The organism is Microbacterium sp. Leaf203 (assembly GCF_001421275.1).
Classification (GTDB): domain Bacteria; phylum Actinomycetota; class Actinomycetes; order Actinomycetales; family Microbacteriaceae; genus Microbacterium; species Microbacterium testaceum_A.
Genome location: NZ_LMKF01000031.1, coordinates 194,042 through 212,063, shown reverse-complemented (window position 1 = coordinate 212,063; position 18,022 = coordinate 194,042). Strand labels below are relative to the sequence as shown.

At 64.0% G+C, this 18,022-nt stretch carries 17 protein-coding genes and 1 tRNA gene; all 18 read right to left on the bottom strand.

The annotated features are described in order from the left end of the window. Nucleotides 1–264 precede the first annotated feature (264 nt). Nucleotides 265–537, bottom strand: a complete 273-nt coding sequence (locus ASE56_RS13675; RefSeq protein ID WP_056230778.1) for a hypothetical protein — start codon at nucleotides 535–537, stop codon at nucleotides 265–267. Between the two features lie 468 nt (nucleotides 538–1,005). Next, entirely contained in the window at nucleotides 1,006–1,911 is a 906-nt protein-coding gene (locus ASE56_RS13670; RefSeq protein WP_056230775.1) for a hypothetical protein, read from the bottom strand. Nucleotides 1,912–1,989: 78 nt separating this feature from the next. Next, nucleotides 1,990–2,535, bottom strand: coding sequence for a hypothetical protein (locus ASE56_RS13665; protein ID WP_056230773.1), 546 nt, complete (start codon nucleotides 2,533–2,535; stop codon nucleotides 1,990–1,992). A 50-nt stretch (nucleotides 2,536–2,585) separates the two neighbouring features. Then, on the bottom strand, nucleotides 2,586–2,846 hold the full coding sequence (locus tag ASE56_RS13660; RefSeq protein WP_056230771.1) for a hypothetical protein: 261 nt from the start codon (nucleotides 2,844–2,846) through the stop codon (nucleotides 2,586–2,588). 232 nt (nucleotides 2,847–3,078) lie between these two features. Beyond that, on the bottom strand, nucleotides 3,079–3,276 hold the full coding sequence (locus ASE56_RS13655) for a hypothetical protein (RefSeq protein ID WP_056230767.1): 198 nt from the start codon (nucleotides 3,274–3,276) through the stop codon (nucleotides 3,079–3,081). Further along, nucleotides 3,269–3,394 (bottom strand): hypothetical protein, encoded by a 126-nt coding sequence (locus ASE56_RS17840; RefSeq protein ID WP_268768239.1) that lies wholly within the window; start codon nucleotides 3,392–3,394, stop codon nucleotides 3,269–3,271. Before ASE56_RS17840 ends, ASE56_RS13655 begins: the two co-directional genes overlap by 8 nt. 233 nt (nucleotides 3,395–3,627) lie before the next feature. After that, entirely contained in the window at nucleotides 3,628–4,134 is a 507-nt protein-coding gene (locus ASE56_RS13650; RefSeq protein ID WP_056230764.1) for a hypothetical protein, read from the bottom strand. 194 nt (nucleotides 4,135–4,328) lie between these two features. After that, nucleotides 4,329–7,034 carry an FtsK/SpoIIIE domain-containing protein gene (locus ASE56_RS13645; RefSeq protein WP_156371739.1) on the bottom strand — a complete coding sequence of 902 codons (2,706 nt, stop codon included), beginning with the start codon at nucleotides 7,032–7,034 and terminating at the stop codon, nucleotides 4,329–4,331. Nucleotides 7,035–7,106: 72 nt separating this feature from the next. Then, nucleotides 7,107–7,589 carry a hypothetical protein gene (locus tag ASE56_RS13640; protein WP_056230759.1) on the bottom strand — a complete coding sequence of 161 codons (483 nt, stop codon included), beginning with the start codon at nucleotides 7,587–7,589 and terminating at the stop codon, nucleotides 7,107–7,109. Continuing rightward, the gene (locus ASE56_RS13635) at nucleotides 7,589–9,016 is read right to left on the bottom strand and encodes a hypothetical protein (RefSeq protein WP_156371738.1); all 1,428 of its coding nucleotides are present in this window, start codon (nucleotides 9,014–9,016) and stop codon (nucleotides 7,589–7,591) included. Before ASE56_RS13635 ends, ASE56_RS13640 begins: the two co-directional genes overlap by 1 nt. A 724-nt stretch (nucleotides 9,017–9,740) precedes the next feature. Beyond that, entirely contained in the window at nucleotides 9,741–9,971 is a 231-nt protein-coding gene (locus ASE56_RS13630) for a DUF3039 domain-containing protein (RefSeq protein WP_056230753.1), read from the bottom strand. Between the two features lie 57 nt (nucleotides 9,972–10,028). Next, nucleotides 10,029–10,100, bottom strand: a tRNA-Arg gene (locus ASE56_RS13625). A gap of 26 nt (nucleotides 10,101–10,126) precedes the next feature. Beyond that, nucleotides 10,127–10,411, bottom strand: coding sequence for a hypothetical protein (locus ASE56_RS13620; RefSeq protein WP_056230750.1), 285 nt, complete (start codon nucleotides 10,409–10,411; stop codon nucleotides 10,127–10,129). A gap of 62 nt (nucleotides 10,412–10,473) precedes the next feature. After that, entirely contained in the window at nucleotides 10,474–11,526 is a 1,053-nt protein-coding gene (locus ASE56_RS13615; protein ID WP_156371737.1) for a hypothetical protein, read from the bottom strand. A 198-nt stretch (nucleotides 11,527–11,724) separates the two neighbouring features. Next, on the bottom strand, nucleotides 11,725–13,059 hold the full coding sequence (locus ASE56_RS13610; RefSeq protein ID WP_056230745.1) for an RES domain-containing protein: 1,335 nt from the start codon (nucleotides 13,057–13,059) through the stop codon (nucleotides 11,725–11,727). A gap of 407 nt (nucleotides 13,060–13,466) precedes the next feature. Continuing rightward, nucleotides 13,467–15,431, bottom strand: a complete 1,965-nt coding sequence (locus ASE56_RS13605) for a hypothetical protein (RefSeq protein WP_156371736.1) — start codon at nucleotides 15,429–15,431, stop codon at nucleotides 13,467–13,469. Further along, nucleotides 15,428–16,555, bottom strand: coding sequence for a hypothetical protein (locus tag ASE56_RS13600; protein ID WP_056230740.1), 1,128 nt, complete (start codon nucleotides 16,553–16,555; stop codon nucleotides 15,428–15,430). Before ASE56_RS13600 ends, ASE56_RS13605 begins: the two co-directional genes overlap by 4 nt. After that, the gene (locus tag ASE56_RS13595) at nucleotides 16,552–17,919 is read right to left on the bottom strand and encodes a hypothetical protein (RefSeq protein ID WP_056230738.1); all 1,368 of its coding nucleotides are present in this window, start codon (nucleotides 17,917–17,919) and stop codon (nucleotides 16,552–16,554) included. Before ASE56_RS13595 ends, ASE56_RS13600 begins: the two co-directional genes overlap by 4 nt. Nucleotides 17,920–18,022: the final 103 nt, after the last annotated feature.

The window sequence follows — 18,022 nt, the reverse complement described above, 5'->3', positions numbered from 1 at the left end:
TTGTGAACCGGAACGGTTCACTGCACGTGGATGTTCGCGAAGCGGTACATCTACTGCGAGCGAAATGCTCAGCGGGGCGAGGATTCAGCGCGTCGAGGCGAACTGGTCAGGTGCCAGTGATTGCCCTTCGGGCACTTGTAGGCGCGCACTTCGAGCTTCAAGCGACGTGAGCCGTCCCTCCGTCTCGCCCCCGCGAGTGCGAGCTTCGCGGCAATCTCATCGCGGTATGCGACCTTGCGAGACGACGCGCAAATCGGACGAGGATTACGGCTGCGGCTCTTCGACATCCAGCCCCCGTTCGTAGACGATGTCGTCGAGGTAATCGCCGAGAATGTGGGTGGCACCGGCCGCAAGCGCGGAGACGTGCAACGCGTTCAAGATGGCAGAGAGGAGTGCGGCGCCCGTGAGGCCGACCGCTGACCACACTTCACCTGCGGCATAGTGAGACTCAGCTCGAATGCCGAGCGCAATGGTGAGCACGAGCGTGAACGCTGCACCGAAGCCGAACTGTAAGAAGAATCGGATGGACTTCTTCATAAGTACCTCCAGGGCGTGATGATGAGCACCGCGAGGGTCGCGATGCAGGGCTTGTGAACTGGATGGGTTCACTACGCGTGGATGTTCACGAAGCGATACGTCCACTGCGGGATGACCCCGCGAAAGAGAAAAGGCCGGACCCCCGCAAGCTGCATAGGCGGCGGGGTCCGGCCGGTCTGTTAGCCGCCGTTCAAGCGGCAAATGCCAGCAAGATGTGGCACCCGTGTTTTCGGGCGAGTTCGCCAGATGGCCGAACGCGCGAAGGGTGGGGTAGCTGTGGCCGAGAGCGCTGGTAGGCGCTCAACGGGGCGCACAGCGCGTCCCACGCCGTCAATTCGGCGTCGATACGGTGAAACGACGTGATGTCGAGCCGGATTGCCGGAAGTCCGGGCAGCGATATGCCGCGGTCCGGAGGAACGCCGACCGGCCCGCGAGCAAGGTGCTCAGCGGGGCGTTCGATAGGTGCGGTCAGAGTTCGAGGGCGTACTCGACGGGGACGCCTTGCTCCCAAAAGGCGCGGATTTGGTCTGGCGACTTGCCCGTGCCGCTCAGCGCCCAGACGTAATCGCGAGGCGCCCCGTACCGGTTGAGGTTCTCGGAGTCGAAGCCCCAGAGGTCGTATCCTTCGGGGTCACGCTCACGACCTGTGTCGCGATGCATCCCGTAGGGGTCGAAGCCGCCGCGGTCGTGACCGGCTGCGTCGAAGCCGAATCGCGAGTAGCCCTCGCAATCGCGGCCTTCTACGTCGAACCCGCTTGGGTCGTAGGCCGTTCTGGAGACGCGGTGGATGCCATCCGAGTTGAAGCCGTTTCGACCGTATCCTTCGGGGTCATCGCCCGCCGCATTGAAACCGTTAGCGTCGCGTTCGGTGCCGGTCGCGTGATGTATTCCATCTCGCCCAAAGCCAGACGAGTCGAGACCGTAGCGGTCGAAACCGTCCACATCGCGACCATTGTCGTCGTAGCCGTGGCGGTTGTAGCCCCGGCGGTCATAACCAAGCTCGTCGTAGATGCTCCTCGTTTCAAAGTGGAGACCATCTCTGCCGAAGCCGTACCGGTCGAAACCTTCACGGCTGTAGCCGTCGCGGGCAAGACCGCGGTCGTCATATCCGTCACGGTCGTACCCGTCACGGTCCATGCCATCCGCGTTGCGACCTTCTACGTCGCGGTCGAAGTAGTCGTACAGCGTTCCCGTGTGACGGTGGATGCCGTTCTCGTCGAAGCCACGCTCGTCGTAGGTCGGCACCGGCTTCTCCTTCACAGGCCGCGGGTTGAAAGCCGCCCGCGCGTCTGCGTTCGAGGTTACCGATGTGCCGGTGTTGTAGTGCTGCCTGACGCCGTCCGTACGGGTCTTCAGCTCTCGGTTCTTCACCATTGGCGTCTCCGTTCAGTAGTCAGTGGAATGCAGAACGCCCCGCGAGCAAGGTGCTCAGCGGGGCGTTCTGGCGGCGAGTTAGAACTCGTCTACCTCGTCGTCCGAGTAGCCGCGAGCGTCGTACCACTCCACGCTGTCCTCCTCGCGGAACTGAACGTCGGACCGCGCGACACCCGCCTCTTCAAGGTCAGCCTCGATGCGCTCCCGCGCCTCAGCGAAGTCCTCGAACTCGCTGGACTCATGGTTCTGCTTCGCATTCTCCAGCGCAGAGTCCCAGGACTCACGCACGGAGTCGGTGTCTTCGTATCCAACGGCTACGACCTCGTTGCGCGTCAGCGTGATGACAGGCTTCTCGTCCACCCACTCGACGGTGGCGGACATCGCGACGTAGTCGTCACCGTGGTCGCGGGGCCGCTGGATAGCCTGCACCGCGTCGTAGTCGTCATACGCGACTCGGTCGATAGCCTCGACCTGCTCGTCGGTGAATCCCACCGGCTCCTCCTTCTTAGCGGGACGCGGGTTGAAGGCCGCCCGCGCGTCTGCGTTCGAGGTTACCGATGTGCCGGTGTTGTAGTGCTGCCTGACGCCGTCCTTGCGGGTCTTCAGCTCTCGTTGCTTCGCCATGTGGTTTCTCCTTGTCTGTCGGCGTTGACCCCCGTCGTGCAGGGATGCCTTCAGTCGCGCACCGCGTCGAAGACCACCTCATCGACCGCAGCATCGAGCACGTGGCCCGGCGAAGTGCGGTCACGAAGCAACTCGACGACCACGGCGTGACGCGCGTGAATCGCGGCAGTCTCGATGTGACCCCAATACTCGGTATCCGCACCAGCGCTACGCGTCGCCTCGACAGCAGCGGCGAACGCTTCTGTCTCGCGCGGGTCGCCGTGCTCCGCCAGTAGTTCGCGGTGCACGTGACGCTTCACCAGCTCGTCCACACGCTCCAACGGTAGGCCGCTCTCCGCTGCCAGGTCGCGGTTCCACGTCCAGTCGAGGGTTCGACCCTCGCGGTAGACGCGAGCGGCGCCAGCAAACGACGGGCACTGTTCGACCGGGAGGAAGCGCTGAGGCCGCGGATTGCAGGCGGCACGAGCGTCCGCGTTCGACGTGACGCGCGGTCCTGCGTGGTAGCCCTGCACGACGCCATCAGAGCGGCGGATACGTGTTGGCTCAGACAAAATCTCGGCTCAGGTAGAGAACGGGTTCCGCGACCGAGCCAACCTCGCGGTACGACAGCATCGGCACAAACTCGCGGCCGTCATGCATGTACGTCTCGCGGTGAGCTATTCCCCATATCTCATCGAGCGACAGACCTCGAATCTCGACGGCACCATCGGGCAAGTCAGTGGTTTCGGAAAAATCAGTCATCAAACACCTCCGGGTGCAGGCTGCGCAGAGCAGCCTCAGAGTCAGCGGTGCGCGGCACCGAGCGGTAGTCGAGCGAGCGGCCGTTCCACTCTTCGAGCACGAACAGGCCGTCTGTCACGTGGACAGCCCGGCGCCATCCGACAGAAGCCGAACGGGCGCCTCCAAGGTCTGGTGCCGATGGTGATGCGGGAACCGAGTCGAACGGGGACCGCAACGGTCGCGCGTTGAAGGCGGCTCGCGCGTCCGGGTCACCTGCGACCGGTGACCCCACGTGGTAGCCCTGCACCACGCCGTCAGCGCGACGAGTGATGCGCGGGTTCCCCTGGCGGATGCGAACCGGGAATCGCGGCGTCACGTGATGACGCTCCAGATGGTGCCCTTCTCCGCGTCCGTCTCGGTGACGCGAACGACCCAGTTCGAGCCTTCGATGTTCAGCGGTTTCTCGTCGCCGAGCGCTGCGGACGGGTCGAACGGGCGGAAAACTTTCGTGTTGAAGTTCGCGTCCGGGGTCTGGATGCCGCCGTTCACGAGCGCCACGTCCTCGCCGAACGCATCCCAGATGGACTTCCCGAGGATGTTGAGGTCATCGCGCTTGTACTTCGGTGCGGGAACCGATGTGGACGCGGTAGCCGTGGGCGTCGGTGTGGGCGTCCGCGTTGATGCGGGCGCCGGGGTAGTTTCGGCGGGAGCGAGCTGTTCGACCGGCTGCGTGGCCGCTGTAGCAGGCTCCGCGACGGGCGGTGCCTCAGTCTTCGGTGCGAAGAGGAACAGTGCCGCGATGGCCGCTGCGATGAGCGCGACGAATGCGACAGTCACCGTGGTCGCCCAGCGGCGCTTCGGGAGTTCGTATTCAGCCATGGGTGCCTCCGGAAAGTAGTCGGAGGAGGGTGAGAGCAATGCGCGGTCAGCCGGGCTTCAGTGTGATGTGTGCAGGTGCTTCCCCGAACCGGATGTGCTCTCTCCCTCTCCTACCTAAGATGGGGAATCTCTAGGTCTGAAACCCCTCATCGGGGCGCCCCGAAACCAGAAGATTTCGAGACGCCCCGAGCCGGTCACAGCAGCCAGTCGTCATCCTGTGAAGAGGACGGCGCGGGCTGCGGTGCAGGAGCCGGCGGTTCATCGACGACGGCGGTGCGGAGCCGAGGATTGATTGCCGAACCCGGCATCAGCGGGTCCGGCTTGCGCGCCCCACGCGCTTCCAAGATGCCCTCGACCTCGTCAGGTTTAAGAAGCCCGACACGGAACCCGGTCATCACATCCTCGGCGTCCAACGCCACACCGAGACCCTTGTAGCCATCCGCAAGCTCCTTCAGCTCGGCGAGAGCCTCGGCCCCCTGTCCAGGAAACAGCATGTCAGCGTCAACCTGACGGACAGGCTTCTTCCCCTTCAACTGGACAGTCGTTCCGAGGTTGTTACGGATGCCTGTCGGCATGATGTTCGTGCTCGCCGTCTGCGACATCATGACGAGGTGGATGCCTGCTGACCGCGCCTGAGCTGCAATCTTGCCGGTGAGGGAGATGACGGCGTCGATAGCCCGCTCCTTCTCCTCCCATTCCACCTGCTCCTGCGTGCCCTTTGCCGTGCTACCCAACTTGCCGTCACGGTCAATGTTGTTCGCCCACTCGTCGATGAATACCAACCAGGGACGCACTGTTCCTGCGGGGAGGTCCGTCCAGTCTTCGCCGCCGCACTGCTCCGTCAGCTCGACACGTCGGGTGACCTCAGCGAAAACCAGCTTCAGCACTTCGGCCGTCTGCTGGATGGAGCTGATGTACATGCCCTTCGTGAAATCGACCATCTGAAGCAGCCCTCCAAGACGCTTCGCGGGGTCGGTTGCGACGACCTCGAACCCATGAAGGATGGCCTGCGTCATCAGAAGGCGCGCCAGGGTGCTCTTTCCGGCACCACTACCGCCCGCCGCGGCGATGTGAGGCCCGGCGAGGAGGTCGATGGTGAGCGGGCGTCCCGTCGCGTCTAGCCCGATGGGCCAAGAGTGCCACTCGCACTCCCAGGCTTCGGCTGCGCGCTCAGGTAGGAGCATCCCGCCAGGAACGGTGTCGAGGAGACTACGAGGCTCGCCGTAGACCAGCTTCGTGACGGCACGGACGGGGTCCGGGTGAATCAGCCAGCCGTTCGAGCCGCCGTGAATCGCATTGATGACCTTGCGCCACGTCTCACGGGCAGCGTCCGGGTCCGGAGAAACCGCGCGCGTTTCTGCGTCAATGGATTCCGCGCGACCCTCGGTACTCCACGTCACTGCGATACGGACCTTCATCAGGTCCGCCTTCAGCTCCGTCGCAATCGTCTCGCGCTCGGCCGCTACCGCAGGCAGCATTGGGCTGAGCAGAACACGGCGCTCGATGAGGTCGAGGTCGAGAACAACAGCACGGTCACGCCGCGCCAGCATCTCAGCATCCTGCCGAATAGCGCGCTCAGAGGCTCCCGTAGGCGTCGTCAGCTTCTTCCAACGCGCACGAGGCGTGGCCGTAGCCTCCACCTCGACGATGCACTTCTTGGAAGCACGGTTGAAGCCGACAAGCTGAAGACCCAGCTCTGCGAACGTAGCCGCCATAGCAGCGGTCTTGTCCCAGTCCTCCAGCTCGTCCACCGTGAAGCCACGGGGCAGCGGCTCCTCCATGCCGTTCGGGTCGTCGAAACCGGGGTCGTCCATGGTGAGGCCACCGGACTCGCGAAGGTTGCGACGGATGCGACGCTCCTCGTCGTCCAGCGGGCCGATGGCGAAGTGGCCCTCCCAGACCTCGGACAGCATGAACTGTAGGTTGTCCGTGTCCAGCTCGCGGCGGAGAGATGCTTCCAGAGCATCCCGGTCCCGCAGGACCGGCCACAGGCTAGTCGGCAAGGTGATTTCCCACCCGCCTGCTTCAGTCTTCGAGCGCTCAATGCGGAGCAACCCCTGCTCCTCAGCCGTCATGAACTGCTTCTGGCCAGAAGCAGACTCCTGACCGAGAGCCAGAATCAGCTTCTCGCGCAGCGCGTCCTTGAACGCGACTTCGTGACCGAACTCAGCACGTAGGCGACGACCAGCGGACACCCCACCGAGCACAGCGAGCACAAGCGCGAACACGGCGACCACGGACACCGCGATGTCGCGGATGCCGTCAGGCACGATGAGGCCGTACGCCGCCAGCTCCGGAGCCTTCAGACCCTCGATAGCGAAAGCGACAATCGGCACCAGCAGCGACGCACTGGCAGCACGCCACCACCAAGAGCCGACAATCTGACCATCGCGCTCGATGACGGATGCCGCGTAGCGGTCCCCCGCCTTCTTCACGAAGCCGGTCTTCGGCGCGAACGGGTTCTTCTTCGACTTCCACACCTGTGCGGTCACGCGGTTCGTCACCGCGGCACCCAGCACCAGAATGGCGAGCGGGAACGCTGCCGGGAACACGAAAGCCAGCAGCGCGATGAGCAGCACGGTGTTCACCAAGCTCAGCCAGCGGAACACTGCGAGCTTGCGGCGGAGGTCAGTGTCGTCCTCGTCCTTGAAGAAGCGAGGGAGGTCCATGACCCACCCGAAGACGCACGTCGCGATGAGCACGAGCGCGACCCAGGCAAGTAGACCGACCCACGCACCGGCAGCGAGCAATAGCTTGCCCCACCCACGGCCGCGCTTCGTGCTGTTCTTCCCGAACGCCTCGCGGCAGGCGTCCACGGAGAGAAGCCACACCTTCCGGATGACCGGAACCTTCGGCAGCTTCATCACGCGCTGGTCTTCACTCTTCGTTGTCGTTGCCACGAGGCTCCCCCTTTCTCATCACGCCGAACAGATACATCGGAAGCAGGAGGGCGAGACAGGCGCCCCCAAGAATCAGGGACGCCATGCCTCACTCACCGCCTCACGAAGCGCGCGTTCATCGCCCTTGACGATGACCTCCACGCGGTTGTCCAGACCGGTCTCGTAGACCGAGCACAGGTCAGGCCGCGCAGCCGCGACCTCACGAAGCGCGCCGACCTCACCCAGTGCCAGCCAGACCGACCCATTCACGTAGATAGCCAGGCCCAGACGCCGCTTTGATGCAGGAGCCGACAGCTCCGGCACATCACGGTCTCTCCGAACCTCGACCCACACGAGGCGGCGGAAGGCAGCGAGGTCATTGCGGAACACGATGAATGGGCGCCCGACTCCGCCGCCCTCGACAGGGATGCCGAGGTTGAGGTCGCTGTCATCCAGGCGCGGTCGGTCAATGAGTTGGCCGCGGAACTGAGCGTCACGTCGCCCGGAGGAGTGTGCACGGCCGATGAGGTCGGCTGCCTCGGGGAGAGGCATGGTCTTCGTTGTGGTCGCGTCCATCAGGCCGCTCCTTTCAGAATGATGAGTGCCTCCGCCACAGCGGAAGCGTCGTGTGGATACCGGCGCGGAATCGCGTCGATGAGTGTGCGGCGGATATCTGCCGCCAGGTCATCCGGCGCCGACACGAGGCGAAGAACCGTCTCCTGTGCCTTCTCGACGAGCTGGTCCGCGGACACCGTGCCCCAGCCGAGCCGGTCGCGGATGTTCCGCTCAGCGCGGGTCAGAGCCGACACGCGCAGCGCGTGGAGGGCGGCAGCGAGGTCCGGGGCAAACTTGAACTTCTCCCGGATACGCCAAGTCAGCGAGTCACGGACCGCGACCGCCCGAGCGTCCGCTCCGCGACCGTCACCAGAAGCCCAGTTACGCTCGTTCGCCGATGCCAGTCGATTGAGAGCCTCGCTCGTCCAGTCCAGCAACGTCTCTTCGGTGCAATCAGCCCAGTCGAGTCGCTCGCGGATGATGGTCCACGCATCTGTGTTCTTCTCGCCGATACCGGCGAACCATGCGTTGGAGGCTTCGCGCTCCTCTGCGCGCTGCGCCTGACGCTCGTCGTACAGGGCGCGCCCCTCGGGTGTGACAAGCGCCTCGATGTCGGCGAGCGTGCGGATGTTGAGCCGCGCCGCTCGGCGCTCGTCAGACTTCAACACCTCCGCGGTCGGGCGGTCCGCCGCGACCTGAAGCGCGGCCCACCAGTCCTCGAAGCCCTTCATAGAGCGCTTCTTCTGCGACCACGCGGCGTGCGTTGAGTGCAGCAGAAGCAAGACGGCCGGATGCGACGTGTCGTGAGCGACCAATGCCTCCACGAGCAACGACTCAGCGAGCGTCAGCGGTGCATCATGCTGGTCGAGCTTGCGGACATTCCACTTGCCAGGAGTGCGTCGTGCGGGCGCCTGCGACTGGTGCAGGAACCGGGCGTCCGTCGCCCACCGGAACCACTCGCGAATCGTGTCGCGACCGACCATGAACAGCGGCCCCGCGTTCGACATGTGGATGTACGGGAACACGTGCACGCCGAAGTATTCGAGCTGACGCTCCAACACGAAGGCGGAGACGAGACGACACTTCAGCAGAGCATCGAGGTTCGGACCGGCTTCAGGGTCATCCTTATCGATACGCGGGAGCGCGTCGAGCTGCGCCTGTGTCGCGGGTCGGATGATGCGCACAGCGCTCTCCGCAATCGCGACCGCCGCGGGAAGAGATGAACGAGCGGCGCGATGAGAACGGGACGATGCAACAGCACGAAGCCAACGAGCATCATCGTTAGCGAGACGCACGAGTTCCGGGTGGACGCCCGGAGTCTCACGAATCGAAGTACGCAACGCGTCCGTCTCGGACTCCCACTGCGGGAGCAGGGTGCCGAGCATGGACATGTACGAGTCGCGGTTCTTGACCTTGTCGTGCGCAGCGTTGAATACCGGTGTAGGCATCATGAATCCTCATCTGCCTACCGAAATCACGCCGGAGGCAGTGATTTCGGGGAAGGCTAGTAGTTGGGGGTTCACGAATCCCTGCCACCCACGGATGCCCAACGGTCAGCGAAGCGTGACGGGGACAGGATGAACAGCGGGACGTGAACAGGTCGTAGAAGTCGCGTTCCGCGGCTGCGCCGCTACAGCGAGTTCGAGCATCAGAAACGGCGGTGCCGTGAACGTCAGAAACGTGGACACACAGAGCGTCAGAACGCGGGCAACTAGTGAGCGTTACGCATCACCAGATGGAGTGCTTGGTGGGTGACGAAACTGTGCGGGGAGTCACGGGGCGAGATGGTCGATGCGAGGGCATCTCGATGTTCTCTATGAACACCTCTTTGACCCTCTGAAACTCACTTTCCGGAACTCCCCCGTTCACATGCTCACTGGTCGCTCCGATTCACTTCGTGAATCTTCACTCTCACCGACGCCGGAATCGCCGCCTACAGCAGTACGTCCCACCCTCGTGTCGAAGCCCTCCGAAACGGTTCTCGTGTCCCCGTTTCGGAGGGCTTCTTGTTGTCGCTGTGTCCCACTCCCGCGACACCTCGGAGCGCGCCGAGCAGAAAGGACTCGACGACTTCCCGGCCGACGCATGCTCAACGTCAGACGGGCAGAAGTGCAGCACCAGGAATCGAACCTGACAGCGTTAACGCCGCCTCGCCAGAGGGACTGCCGAAGGTCAGTCCCCTTGAGGTAGGCCTTCGTAGATTTCCTTGCACGTCGGGCAGACCGGGTACTTCTCCGGCGACTCCTTCGCCACCCACGCCTTTCCGCAGATGGCAGAGACGACCTCGTCGTGGAACGTGGCACGCTCGATGTCGGCCTTGCGAACGTAGTGAGCGAAGCGGTCGTGGTCGCCGTCCTCCGTGATGGTCGTGGTCGTCTCTTCGACGGTCTCTTCGAGCAGCATGATGTTGTCCTTTCTCGTTGGTGCCGGGACATCCGGCGAAGCCCCGGCGCAGGGCAGTGGGCTAGGCGGGATTCGAACCCGCGACCGCCGGTTCCGGAGACCGGTGCGCTTCCGCTGTGCCACTAGCCCGTGGCGCCGTCCGAAGACGGCTGTGCTCACGCCCGAAGCGCGAGCGTGATGACTTGCAGGTCGATATCCACAAGGTCCGCGTCCAGCTCCAGAAGCAGGCGCGCGAGCGGAGCGAACAGGTCGTCGATACCCGCGGCAACATCTACACCCGAGACCCGCGCCACATGGCCGTCTACGGCCACATGGAGGTCAATGAGGTACGAGGCCGCATCGTCGGAAAACGCGCGTATCACGGCCGCGTAGACCGCCTCCGGTGACGCTCCGGTTGCTGCCGACGGCATTGTGAGGCGGAACTCGGGAGGTGTGCTCATTGCGGCTCCCTCCTAGTCGAACGACGGCGGGCACGGAGCGAATCACATGCCCGCCATCGGGGTCAGTTGTGCAAGTCGAGCGACCCGACATCGAAGCCGGTGTCGCGCCGCACAGAGAAGGTCAGGACACCGGGTGGAGTATCCAGACCCGACTTCGCGCGGTACCAATCCGAGCCGCCATCCAGCGTTGGCGCCTGCACCCACCAGCGACGCTCGCCCACTGCCTGAAGCGCTAGGTGGTGGTAGTGCCCAGTGAGCAATACCTCAGCGTCCGCGATGGCCTGCCGACCGAAGGTCTGGCCCGTCCACCACTTCACAAGGCCCTGCGGCGCCGCCTGGTGCCCGTGAGCTGCGCCGATGATGTGCCCGACGACGGTAACGGTCACGGTTTCATCGAACGGCTGCGGGTAGACCCAGGTGGCGTCCAGACGTGCTGCGCGAGCCTGTCGCTCCACGAGCCGGTGGACCATGATGCCGAAGTCATCCTCGGGCCGACCGAGGGTTTGCTTGCCCTCGCGCCAGGCGCTGTGATTGGACGGGACGACCGTCACAGTGACCGGAGCGATACGCGCCAGCGCCTCCACCCACAGGAACACGTCGGTCGCGTAGGCATCGATTTGCTGAGGCAGCGAGAGGTCATTCGTGAAGGCCTGAGAAGCGACATTGTTGAAGGACTCGATGCCGTCGCCGAGGTCCACGAGCGCAATCTCGGCTGGTGCCTTGCGGCGCAGACGCTGCACGATGTGACCCCGGACGCGGGCGCTGCGTTCGATGGTCTCAGGGGAACCACCCCCAGAGGCCGTCTTACCCCACTGCGCGTCCGCATAGACGACGACTTCACCGAGACCAGTGACAGGCTGCACCTTGTAGGGCGCATTCCGGCGGCGTGAGGCTGTCGCATGAAGCGCCGGGAGGTCGTGGACGACTCGGACCGCCTTGAACCGGTAGGTGAAGCCGCGCGCGTTTACCGTCGTAGCGACCGCGCCGTCGATAATGTGCATGTCTGGGTCGAATCCCGCTTCGGCGAGCATGCCCCGCTCATCGAGCGCTACAGGGCTGAGCACACAAGCCGGGGCGGCGATGCCGCCGGACGTGATTTGGATGTTAAGTGACATTGCTCGCCACCCCCTTCCCCGTGCCGGAGGCGCGGATAGTTGCGTAGGGGTGCGGTGCCGTACGAGCAGCATTCAAGGTGCTCGGCTATCCGGCGTCGCGGGGCGATTCAGGTGATGGGGTCAGGCGTCAGAATCAGACGGCCTCAACCCCCTTCTGTCTTAGATGGGGAATCTCTAGGTCTGGAATCCCTCATCACGTCAGAAATCCACGAACATCGGGTCCGGGTCATCGTCCTCCACGGGGAGTTCCATCACCGTCACGGCGCGGCTGACCTTATGCCGCGTGATGTCGTTCGCCGAGAGCGTGAGGCTCGGGGTGCGCTTGCCTGGGCGAGCCAGCTCAGTGGCAGTCGGCGGGTCCGTCTGAAAGTCAGGACCATGCCCGAAGAACAACGCGACGTTCCGACCTGGAGTCTCCGAAGCCGCGGCCCCTGCGTCGGTACCACTGCTGGTGTCAGCCTTCGTCTTCTCTGCGAGATGAGATGGCCACGCGATGCCGTCGATGCGCAGCTCCGGAACCCAACGGAGCCACTCAGCCACCACCTGCGTCGGCGTGTAGTCGATGTTCTCCCTGCCGTCGAGAACTACAGGCGCCGTAATCATGTCGGTGAAGTGCTGCTTGAACCGCGCGAACATCCAGCGTCGGCGACTCTCATCGTCTGTAGCGAAGATGCTCGGCAGCTTCGTCAACGGACGCGTGAAGTCGAGAAGGCGCAGCGCCTTCGTCGTCTTAAAAGCGCCGACCACGGCCTCGTCGTACTCCGAGTGGAGCGCTATCTCGGCGACAGCGACATGGAGGTCGTCCGAGGAGTAAAACAAGCTGATACCCGGCGGGGACAGACGATTGTTACCCGCCAACGAAGGAGGACTGGAACCTAGCTCCGTGCTCGGCTCCTTGCGTATCTTCTCTTCGAGAAGCCTGCGCGCATTGTCGGTCATGCGACCGCGGTACAGAGTGGAATCGGCGGGAAGCTCAATGAGGAGGTCCGACTCCACGTAGGCGAGAAGCGAAGCGAGGAACTTCCCGATACGAGCGGGCGGTTCGTCCTCGAACCCTGGCCGCTTCGACTCCCCGATGACGACGAAGCGACTCTCTGTTCGCACCGTTGCAGCGTAGGCGCTCCAGCCGAGCGCTGACGGGTCGGTACTGTCGCTCGGCACCCATGCATCGGTCGAGCCGGTCGCCCGAATCAGACACTCGACAATCTCCATGGAGTAGGCGGAGTCCACGGCCTCTTCGACCGTTTCGTACATGACGTACGTGTTGTCGTAGATTTCGTAGTCGCGCCAGGGGTCGCCAGGGTCATCCGTCCAGTCGTAAGACCACGTGAGCACGTCCCAGACCAGCGTCCCGAGTTCGTCCATCTCAACCGCGAACGGCGCGTCACCCTCGACACCCTCGCGTCCGCAGAACGAGCACTTCAGGCTGTGGGCTTCGCTGGCAAGAGCGTTGCGAAGCACCTCGTCAGTGAAGTGGTCGAGGCAGACCGTCTCGGACATGCCCCCGATGCCATAGAAGTCTGATTCCTCCACACGCCGATGCTACCGGCGCTGTCCACGGCCCTGTCCACCCGCCTGTCCACCGTCGAAGCGCCCAAAAATCCGCAAAATCACGCGGGTTCTAGCCCTTCGGCGGGTCTGTCCACGTTGCCAGAAGAACAGACACACAAAAGCATGGATTACCTATGGTGAAGTGCCCATATATCTGGCTAGAGCGTGGACAGGTATAGATATTTCTCTTCTCGTGTAAAGAAGAGAGAGAGAGAATGCCTATTCTTCCGCGTGTTTCCGCGGCTTTTGAGCATGTGGTCTGACCAGCGAACCCCGTCCACGAAGTCGTGGACAGGCCGTGGACAGGCCGTGGACAGGTGGACAATGTCCACGGCAGCAAAAAGGGCTGGAACCGAAGTCCCAGCCCTTTTCCCGCAGTGATGCAAGCGTCAGCCGTTCAGCAGCCAATCCACGGAGACGACCGCGCCGCGCTTGCGCGACCTCTCATCCCACCCGAATGCGCGGGCGTACTCCATCGGCACGCGCTCGGCACTGCCGGAGAGCACCTCGGGGATAGCCCCGAGGCCGTTACGCACCTGCGACGCGACGAGCGGACGGGTCGTGTTGTCCCAGCGAGCGGAGGCATCCGTGAGCACACCCATGGGGATGAATACGAGACCCTGCTCCTCGTTGATGAGTCCCCATTGCTCCCCCACGCCCTGCTTCCCGACGGCAGTGTCCTTCCACCCGAGGAGGTGGGCGCCGTTCTTCGGTGTCTGGTCCTCGTTCGCCGCGGCGACGAAGTGCCCCTTGCGGCCGATGTTCTCCCGAATCCAGTTCAGGACGCCCACGACTGGGTTCGCCTCACGGCTGCGACGGCCGGATTCGCCGAGCAGCGTTTCCCACGCCCCCTCCGGCGCTTCCAGGTCGTAGCCGTTCTCCGCGAGGAACTCAGTCAGGAGATTCCAGCCCCCCTTCAGGACGGATACGACTTCGGCTTCACGGCTCACAGTGCCGTCCTCGTCGGCCAGGTTCATGAACTCCTCCTGGACGTACGAAGTAGTCCACTGCGTGAACTGCTCCAGACCGCCGAGCGAGTCAGCCTTCGCTGCGAGCCAGCGAAGGAACGCGCCGCGGATGGCGTTCGCGCCCGGCATGAGTGGCTTCCACTGGTCATAGGCGCCGCCTGCTGTGCGGTCGAAATCGCCGGGCTGGAGTTCGACGGTCACGACGCGGGACGCAATCGCCTCCATCGCATTGCCTGTGGGTAGGGACTCGGTCGTCAGGCCAACGCATGCCTGTGTCGCACCGTACTTCGACTCGCGGTCCCCACCGTCCGGGTTGAGCTTGGACTCGTCTAGGGATGCGTACACGGCCTGACCGATGGTCTCTGCCTTCTGGAACGCGTTCCCGTCGGTGACGCGAAGGTCATCAGCGGTGACGATGCCGCCGATGCGAGCAAGACGAGTACCGATACCGCCTGGGGTGGACTGCTTGCCCGCCAGGATGAGCGAGAAGGCCCCGCCGCGGTTGGCCTTTGAGAACCACGCGTGCCACGCCCCGATGAAGAGAGATTTGCCGGTCTTCGGAGGGGCGATGAGCCAGACGCCCGTACGGCGGTCAAGACGCAGGCACGACGCTGCGACGAGCGCGAGCATCGCGAGGGCGATGTCCGGTCGGTCCGGGGTGAGCCGGAACCACGCGCTGATGATGTCACCGACGTTGGCCGGGAGGTCCGTGCTCGTCGCCCCAGCCATACGGTCCGTAGACGTAATGGGGAACGTGATTTCCGTGTGAATGCCAGATGCGTCAACGCTTCCGAGCGGTTCGATGAAGGTCGCGCGCCCCTCATAGTCCGCCCAGCCGCCCTTGGTGGTGACCAGTCGAGTCTGCCGCTGCGCGTGGCCGAGGGTGCGCAGCATGTTCTTGACCGCTGTGCTCGCCATGACGTCCGGCTCGGGCAAGCCCGCAAACGCCTTGTCGAGGAGCTTCGTCGGCGTGTACGCATCGGTCGCCCGGAGGTCTTTGACAAGGAGGACTCGCCCATCGGGGGTGGCGATGGTCACCTCGAACTTGGGGTCGTCCTGCTTGACGAAGTTCCCGTCCTGAATCGTGACGTTTTGCACGACGGTCGATACCCATGCAACCCACGGGACGATGAGTTCCTCCACAATGATTGTGTCACTGTCGCCGGTTGTCGGGTCGTACTGCTGACGCTCGCGCCGTGCGTACAGCCCCGTGCGCTCACCGTCGATGACGGCGATGAGGTTCGGCATGAACTCCGCGCGGAGCGCGGTTCCGGTCGCAGCGGCTTCGGCAAGTTCGGTCGTGACAGTGATTACTGCTACCTTGCCGGACGGCGCTGCTGGCGTGGTTGGGGCTGGTGCCGCGATGCGGTCGAGTACGGTGCTCATCGGTTGGTTCCTGTCTGGGTGATTTCCTCCTGCATTTCAGTGAGGGTCTTGCGGATGTCCCCGCCGTTGGCGGCGAGGAGGGCTTGCGAGGCGAGCGTGTGCCCGCCGTGGAACGCGACGCCGCGGAACTGCGGCAGCGCGTCGAACCTGGTCGTCACCGGCGAAGTGGTGAACGAGACAATGCTGTTGGCAACCGGTGCGCGTCGAGGCTTCCTAGGCTCCGCCAAGAGGCGGTCCGCGGCGCCTCGGAGGTCCGATGCGTTGGCGTGCACCCACTTCACGAAAGCACTTGGGTCGCTCTTGAAGCGGGCCGCGACCTTCGCACCGACGCTCCGGTTTCCGAGCAGCAACCCGAAGAGTTCGCTCGTGGTCATCGGGCGCCAGTCGTCGCGGCCGAGCGACTCAATAGCGCCCTCGGTCATCGGCTCCAGCATCTTCACGAGGGAGCGGCGCTTCTTCTCACTCTCGTCCTCGAATCGCACGACATCGCGGACGACGGCGAGCACCTCATGCTCACCCATGACTCCGCCTGTCGGCCCAGTGAGGATGTGTTCGATGCGGTTCCAGCCGAGCGCCAGTTCTGCGAGCACGCCGGGGTCGATGGCGTCGTCGAGCACATCCCATGGCGTCTCACCGAATCCGCGCTTGTACTGTGCGGTCACGGATGCCGGGGTGTGCGGCTTCGGCGCATCCGGTAGCTCGATGGTCGGGTCGTAGAAACCGTCGAAGTACCCGCCCGGATGCCAGGCGTCTGCATGACGAGCGGTGACCGTCTCTTCGACCATTTCGCTCATGACGACGTGCATCTCATGACCCGCGAGACGAGCCGGCGTCTCAACGCGCTGCGTGCTTGCGACTCGGGCGGTTTCACCGACCTTCATCGGAGTGATGCCGGTCTCCCACGCAAGATTGCTGTGCGAGTGCTCGAACACCTCCCGCCAGGACTCGTCCCAGCGCACTTCGGCGTCCTTCAGCGGCGTGTACGGCTCACCCACGATTTCGAGGTGGTCGCCGCAGTCCAGCACGGTGAGGGCGATGAGGTGGCGGTAGCGGACATCCCACTCGTACGCCGCGGCCGGGATGACAACCGGGTCGCAGTCGATGCGAAGCGTCAGCCCGTTCACGCTGCGACCGCCTCGGCGACCTGGGCGCGGACCGTCGCTACGAGCGCAAGGTCCACGTCGGCCGAGCCTGTGAACAGGTAGTCGGCAATGTAGTCGATGAAGAACTGTTCGGGGATATTCTCGACGGCTGCCCGGTCCAGGGTGAATCCGGTCGCTCCCGCGTGGGTTGTGAGCGCCGACACGATGGCGGCAGAAATCGTCATCTCGTTGACCTCGTAATGGAGCGGCGAGGTCTGTACGCCGGAGTTCACGAAGCTCACCATGTTTTCGCGGATGCAGTCAGCGATGAATGTGTCGTCGTGCAGGCCACCCCACACTGCGGCCTCTTCGGTCTCCGAGGCGGCTGCGCGAGCTGCTGCCTCGCGCTTCCCCGCAATGAGGTTCTCGATTTCCTCCTTGTCGAGAATCTCGCGAACCGTGCCCGTGAACGCGTCGATGCTCTTCTGGCTCCAGAGGCCCGTGCGCAGGACGCCGACCAGCTCGCTGTCGGTCCACACTGCATCGCGCACCTTGGCGAGGCGGCGCTCGACGGTTGCGATGCTTACGCCTTCGATTGCCGCGATGTCGGCCTGCGGGAATCGGTTGCCGTTTGCGATGCGCGCGGCGCGGTTGTGGTCGGTCTGCGCAAGCGCGGTGATGTGCGCATCGACCTCGGGCGTGATGCCGAACGTGTGAAGCCACGTGCGCACCTCGTCCTCCGTCTGACCGGTTCGCGCACTGATGACCTGTGTGAGCGCAGCGACAGGAGTGGTCGCGCCGAAAGCGGCCTGGTCGAGCGCGTCATCCACGTCGATTTCGTAGTGGAGACCACCTCCGCTGATGGTGTGGGCTGTTTCGAAGCTGTACTCCTGCGGGTCTGCGTGGAGAACGCGACGACGGGCGAGGTCAGCCTTCTTTTCTTCCTCCGTCATCGCCTGAGTGTCGGCGTGACGGTTGCCGCCCGCGTTCGACATGGTGAGTCCGTCGTGCACCTCATCGAGTGCGAGCTTCTGCGTCGCGAGGTTGGCTGCGATGTCACCGAGCTTGGCGCCGTTCTCACAGCTCTCGGCGATGTCCATGAGGTGCGCGCCGTCAACGATTTGGGCCATTGCGGCGATGGCCGCGTTTTCGGCGTCGTCAATCGAGAAGATGGCGCGGTGCTTCATCGCAGCCGCGAAGGCTGGCGCGTAGCAGCGCATCCAGATTTGCAGCTCGATTTCACGCTGGTACGAGTCGTTCCGGCTGTTTACGTCGATGCCGCGTGCGGCTGCAATGCCGCGCATCCGCCTCATTGCCTTGTTGAAGCCGTACTCGTCGAGGAGTTCGGCATCGGTCGCTGCGGCGAGGTCGATGCGCTGGTCGTATGGGGTGGTGAGGGTTGTCATTGGTTCGTTCCTTCTCTGGCCTGCTGGCCTGTTGGGGTGTGGGTGACTGGCTTGCTAAGGCCGGTCGGTCTTGCTTCTTGCTTTTCGACTTGACAACTCATCT

What these genes read in the sequence shown, in the direction of transcription:
- ASE56_RS13670 (WP_056230775.1), bottom strand. Translation starts at nt 1,911, where the DNA reads ATGGTGAAGAACCGAGAGCTGAAGACCCGTACGGACGGCGTCAGGCAG.
- ASE56_RS13595 (WP_056230738.1), bottom strand. Translation starts at nt 17,919, where the DNA reads ATGACAACCCTCACCACCCCATACGACCAGCGCATCGACCTCGCCGCA.
- ASE56_RS13675 (WP_056230778.1), bottom strand. Translation starts at nt 537, where the DNA reads ATGAAGAAGTCCATCCGATTCTTCTTACAGTTCGGCTTCGGTGCAGCG.
- ASE56_RS13615 (WP_156371737.1), bottom strand. Translation starts at nt 11,526, where the DNA reads ATGTCACTTAACATCCAAATCACGTCCGGCGGCATCGCCGCCCCGGCT.
- ASE56_RS13635 (WP_156371738.1), bottom strand. Translation starts at nt 9,016, where the DNA reads ATGCCTACACCGGTATTCAACGCTGCGCACGACAAGGTCAAGAACCGC.
- ASE56_RS13605 (WP_156371736.1), bottom strand. Translation starts at nt 15,431, where the DNA reads ATGAGCACCGTACTCGACCGCATCGCGGCACCAGCCCCAACCACGCCA.
- ASE56_RS13640 (WP_056230759.1), bottom strand. Translation starts at nt 7,589, where the DNA reads ATGGACGCGACCACAACGAAGACCATGCCTCTCCCCGAGGCAGCCGAC.
- ASE56_RS13620 (WP_056230750.1), bottom strand. Translation starts at nt 10,411, where the DNA reads ATGAGCACACCTCCCGAGTTCCGCCTCACAATGCCGTCGGCAGCAACC.
- ASE56_RS13655 (WP_056230767.1), bottom strand. Translation starts at nt 3,276, where the DNA reads ATGACTGATTTTTCCGAAACCACTGACTTGCCCGATGGTGCCGTCGAG.
- ASE56_RS13650 (WP_056230764.1), bottom strand. Translation starts at nt 4,134, where the DNA reads ATGGCTGAATACGAACTCCCGAAGCGCCGCTGGGCGACCACGGTGACT.
- ASE56_RS13630 (WP_056230753.1), bottom strand. Translation starts at nt 9,971, where the DNA reads ATGCTGCTCGAAGAGACCGTCGAAGAGACGACCACGACCATCACGGAG.
- ASE56_RS13665 (WP_056230773.1), bottom strand. Translation starts at nt 2,535, where the DNA reads ATGGCGAAGCAACGAGAGCTGAAGACCCGCAAGGACGGCGTCAGGCAG.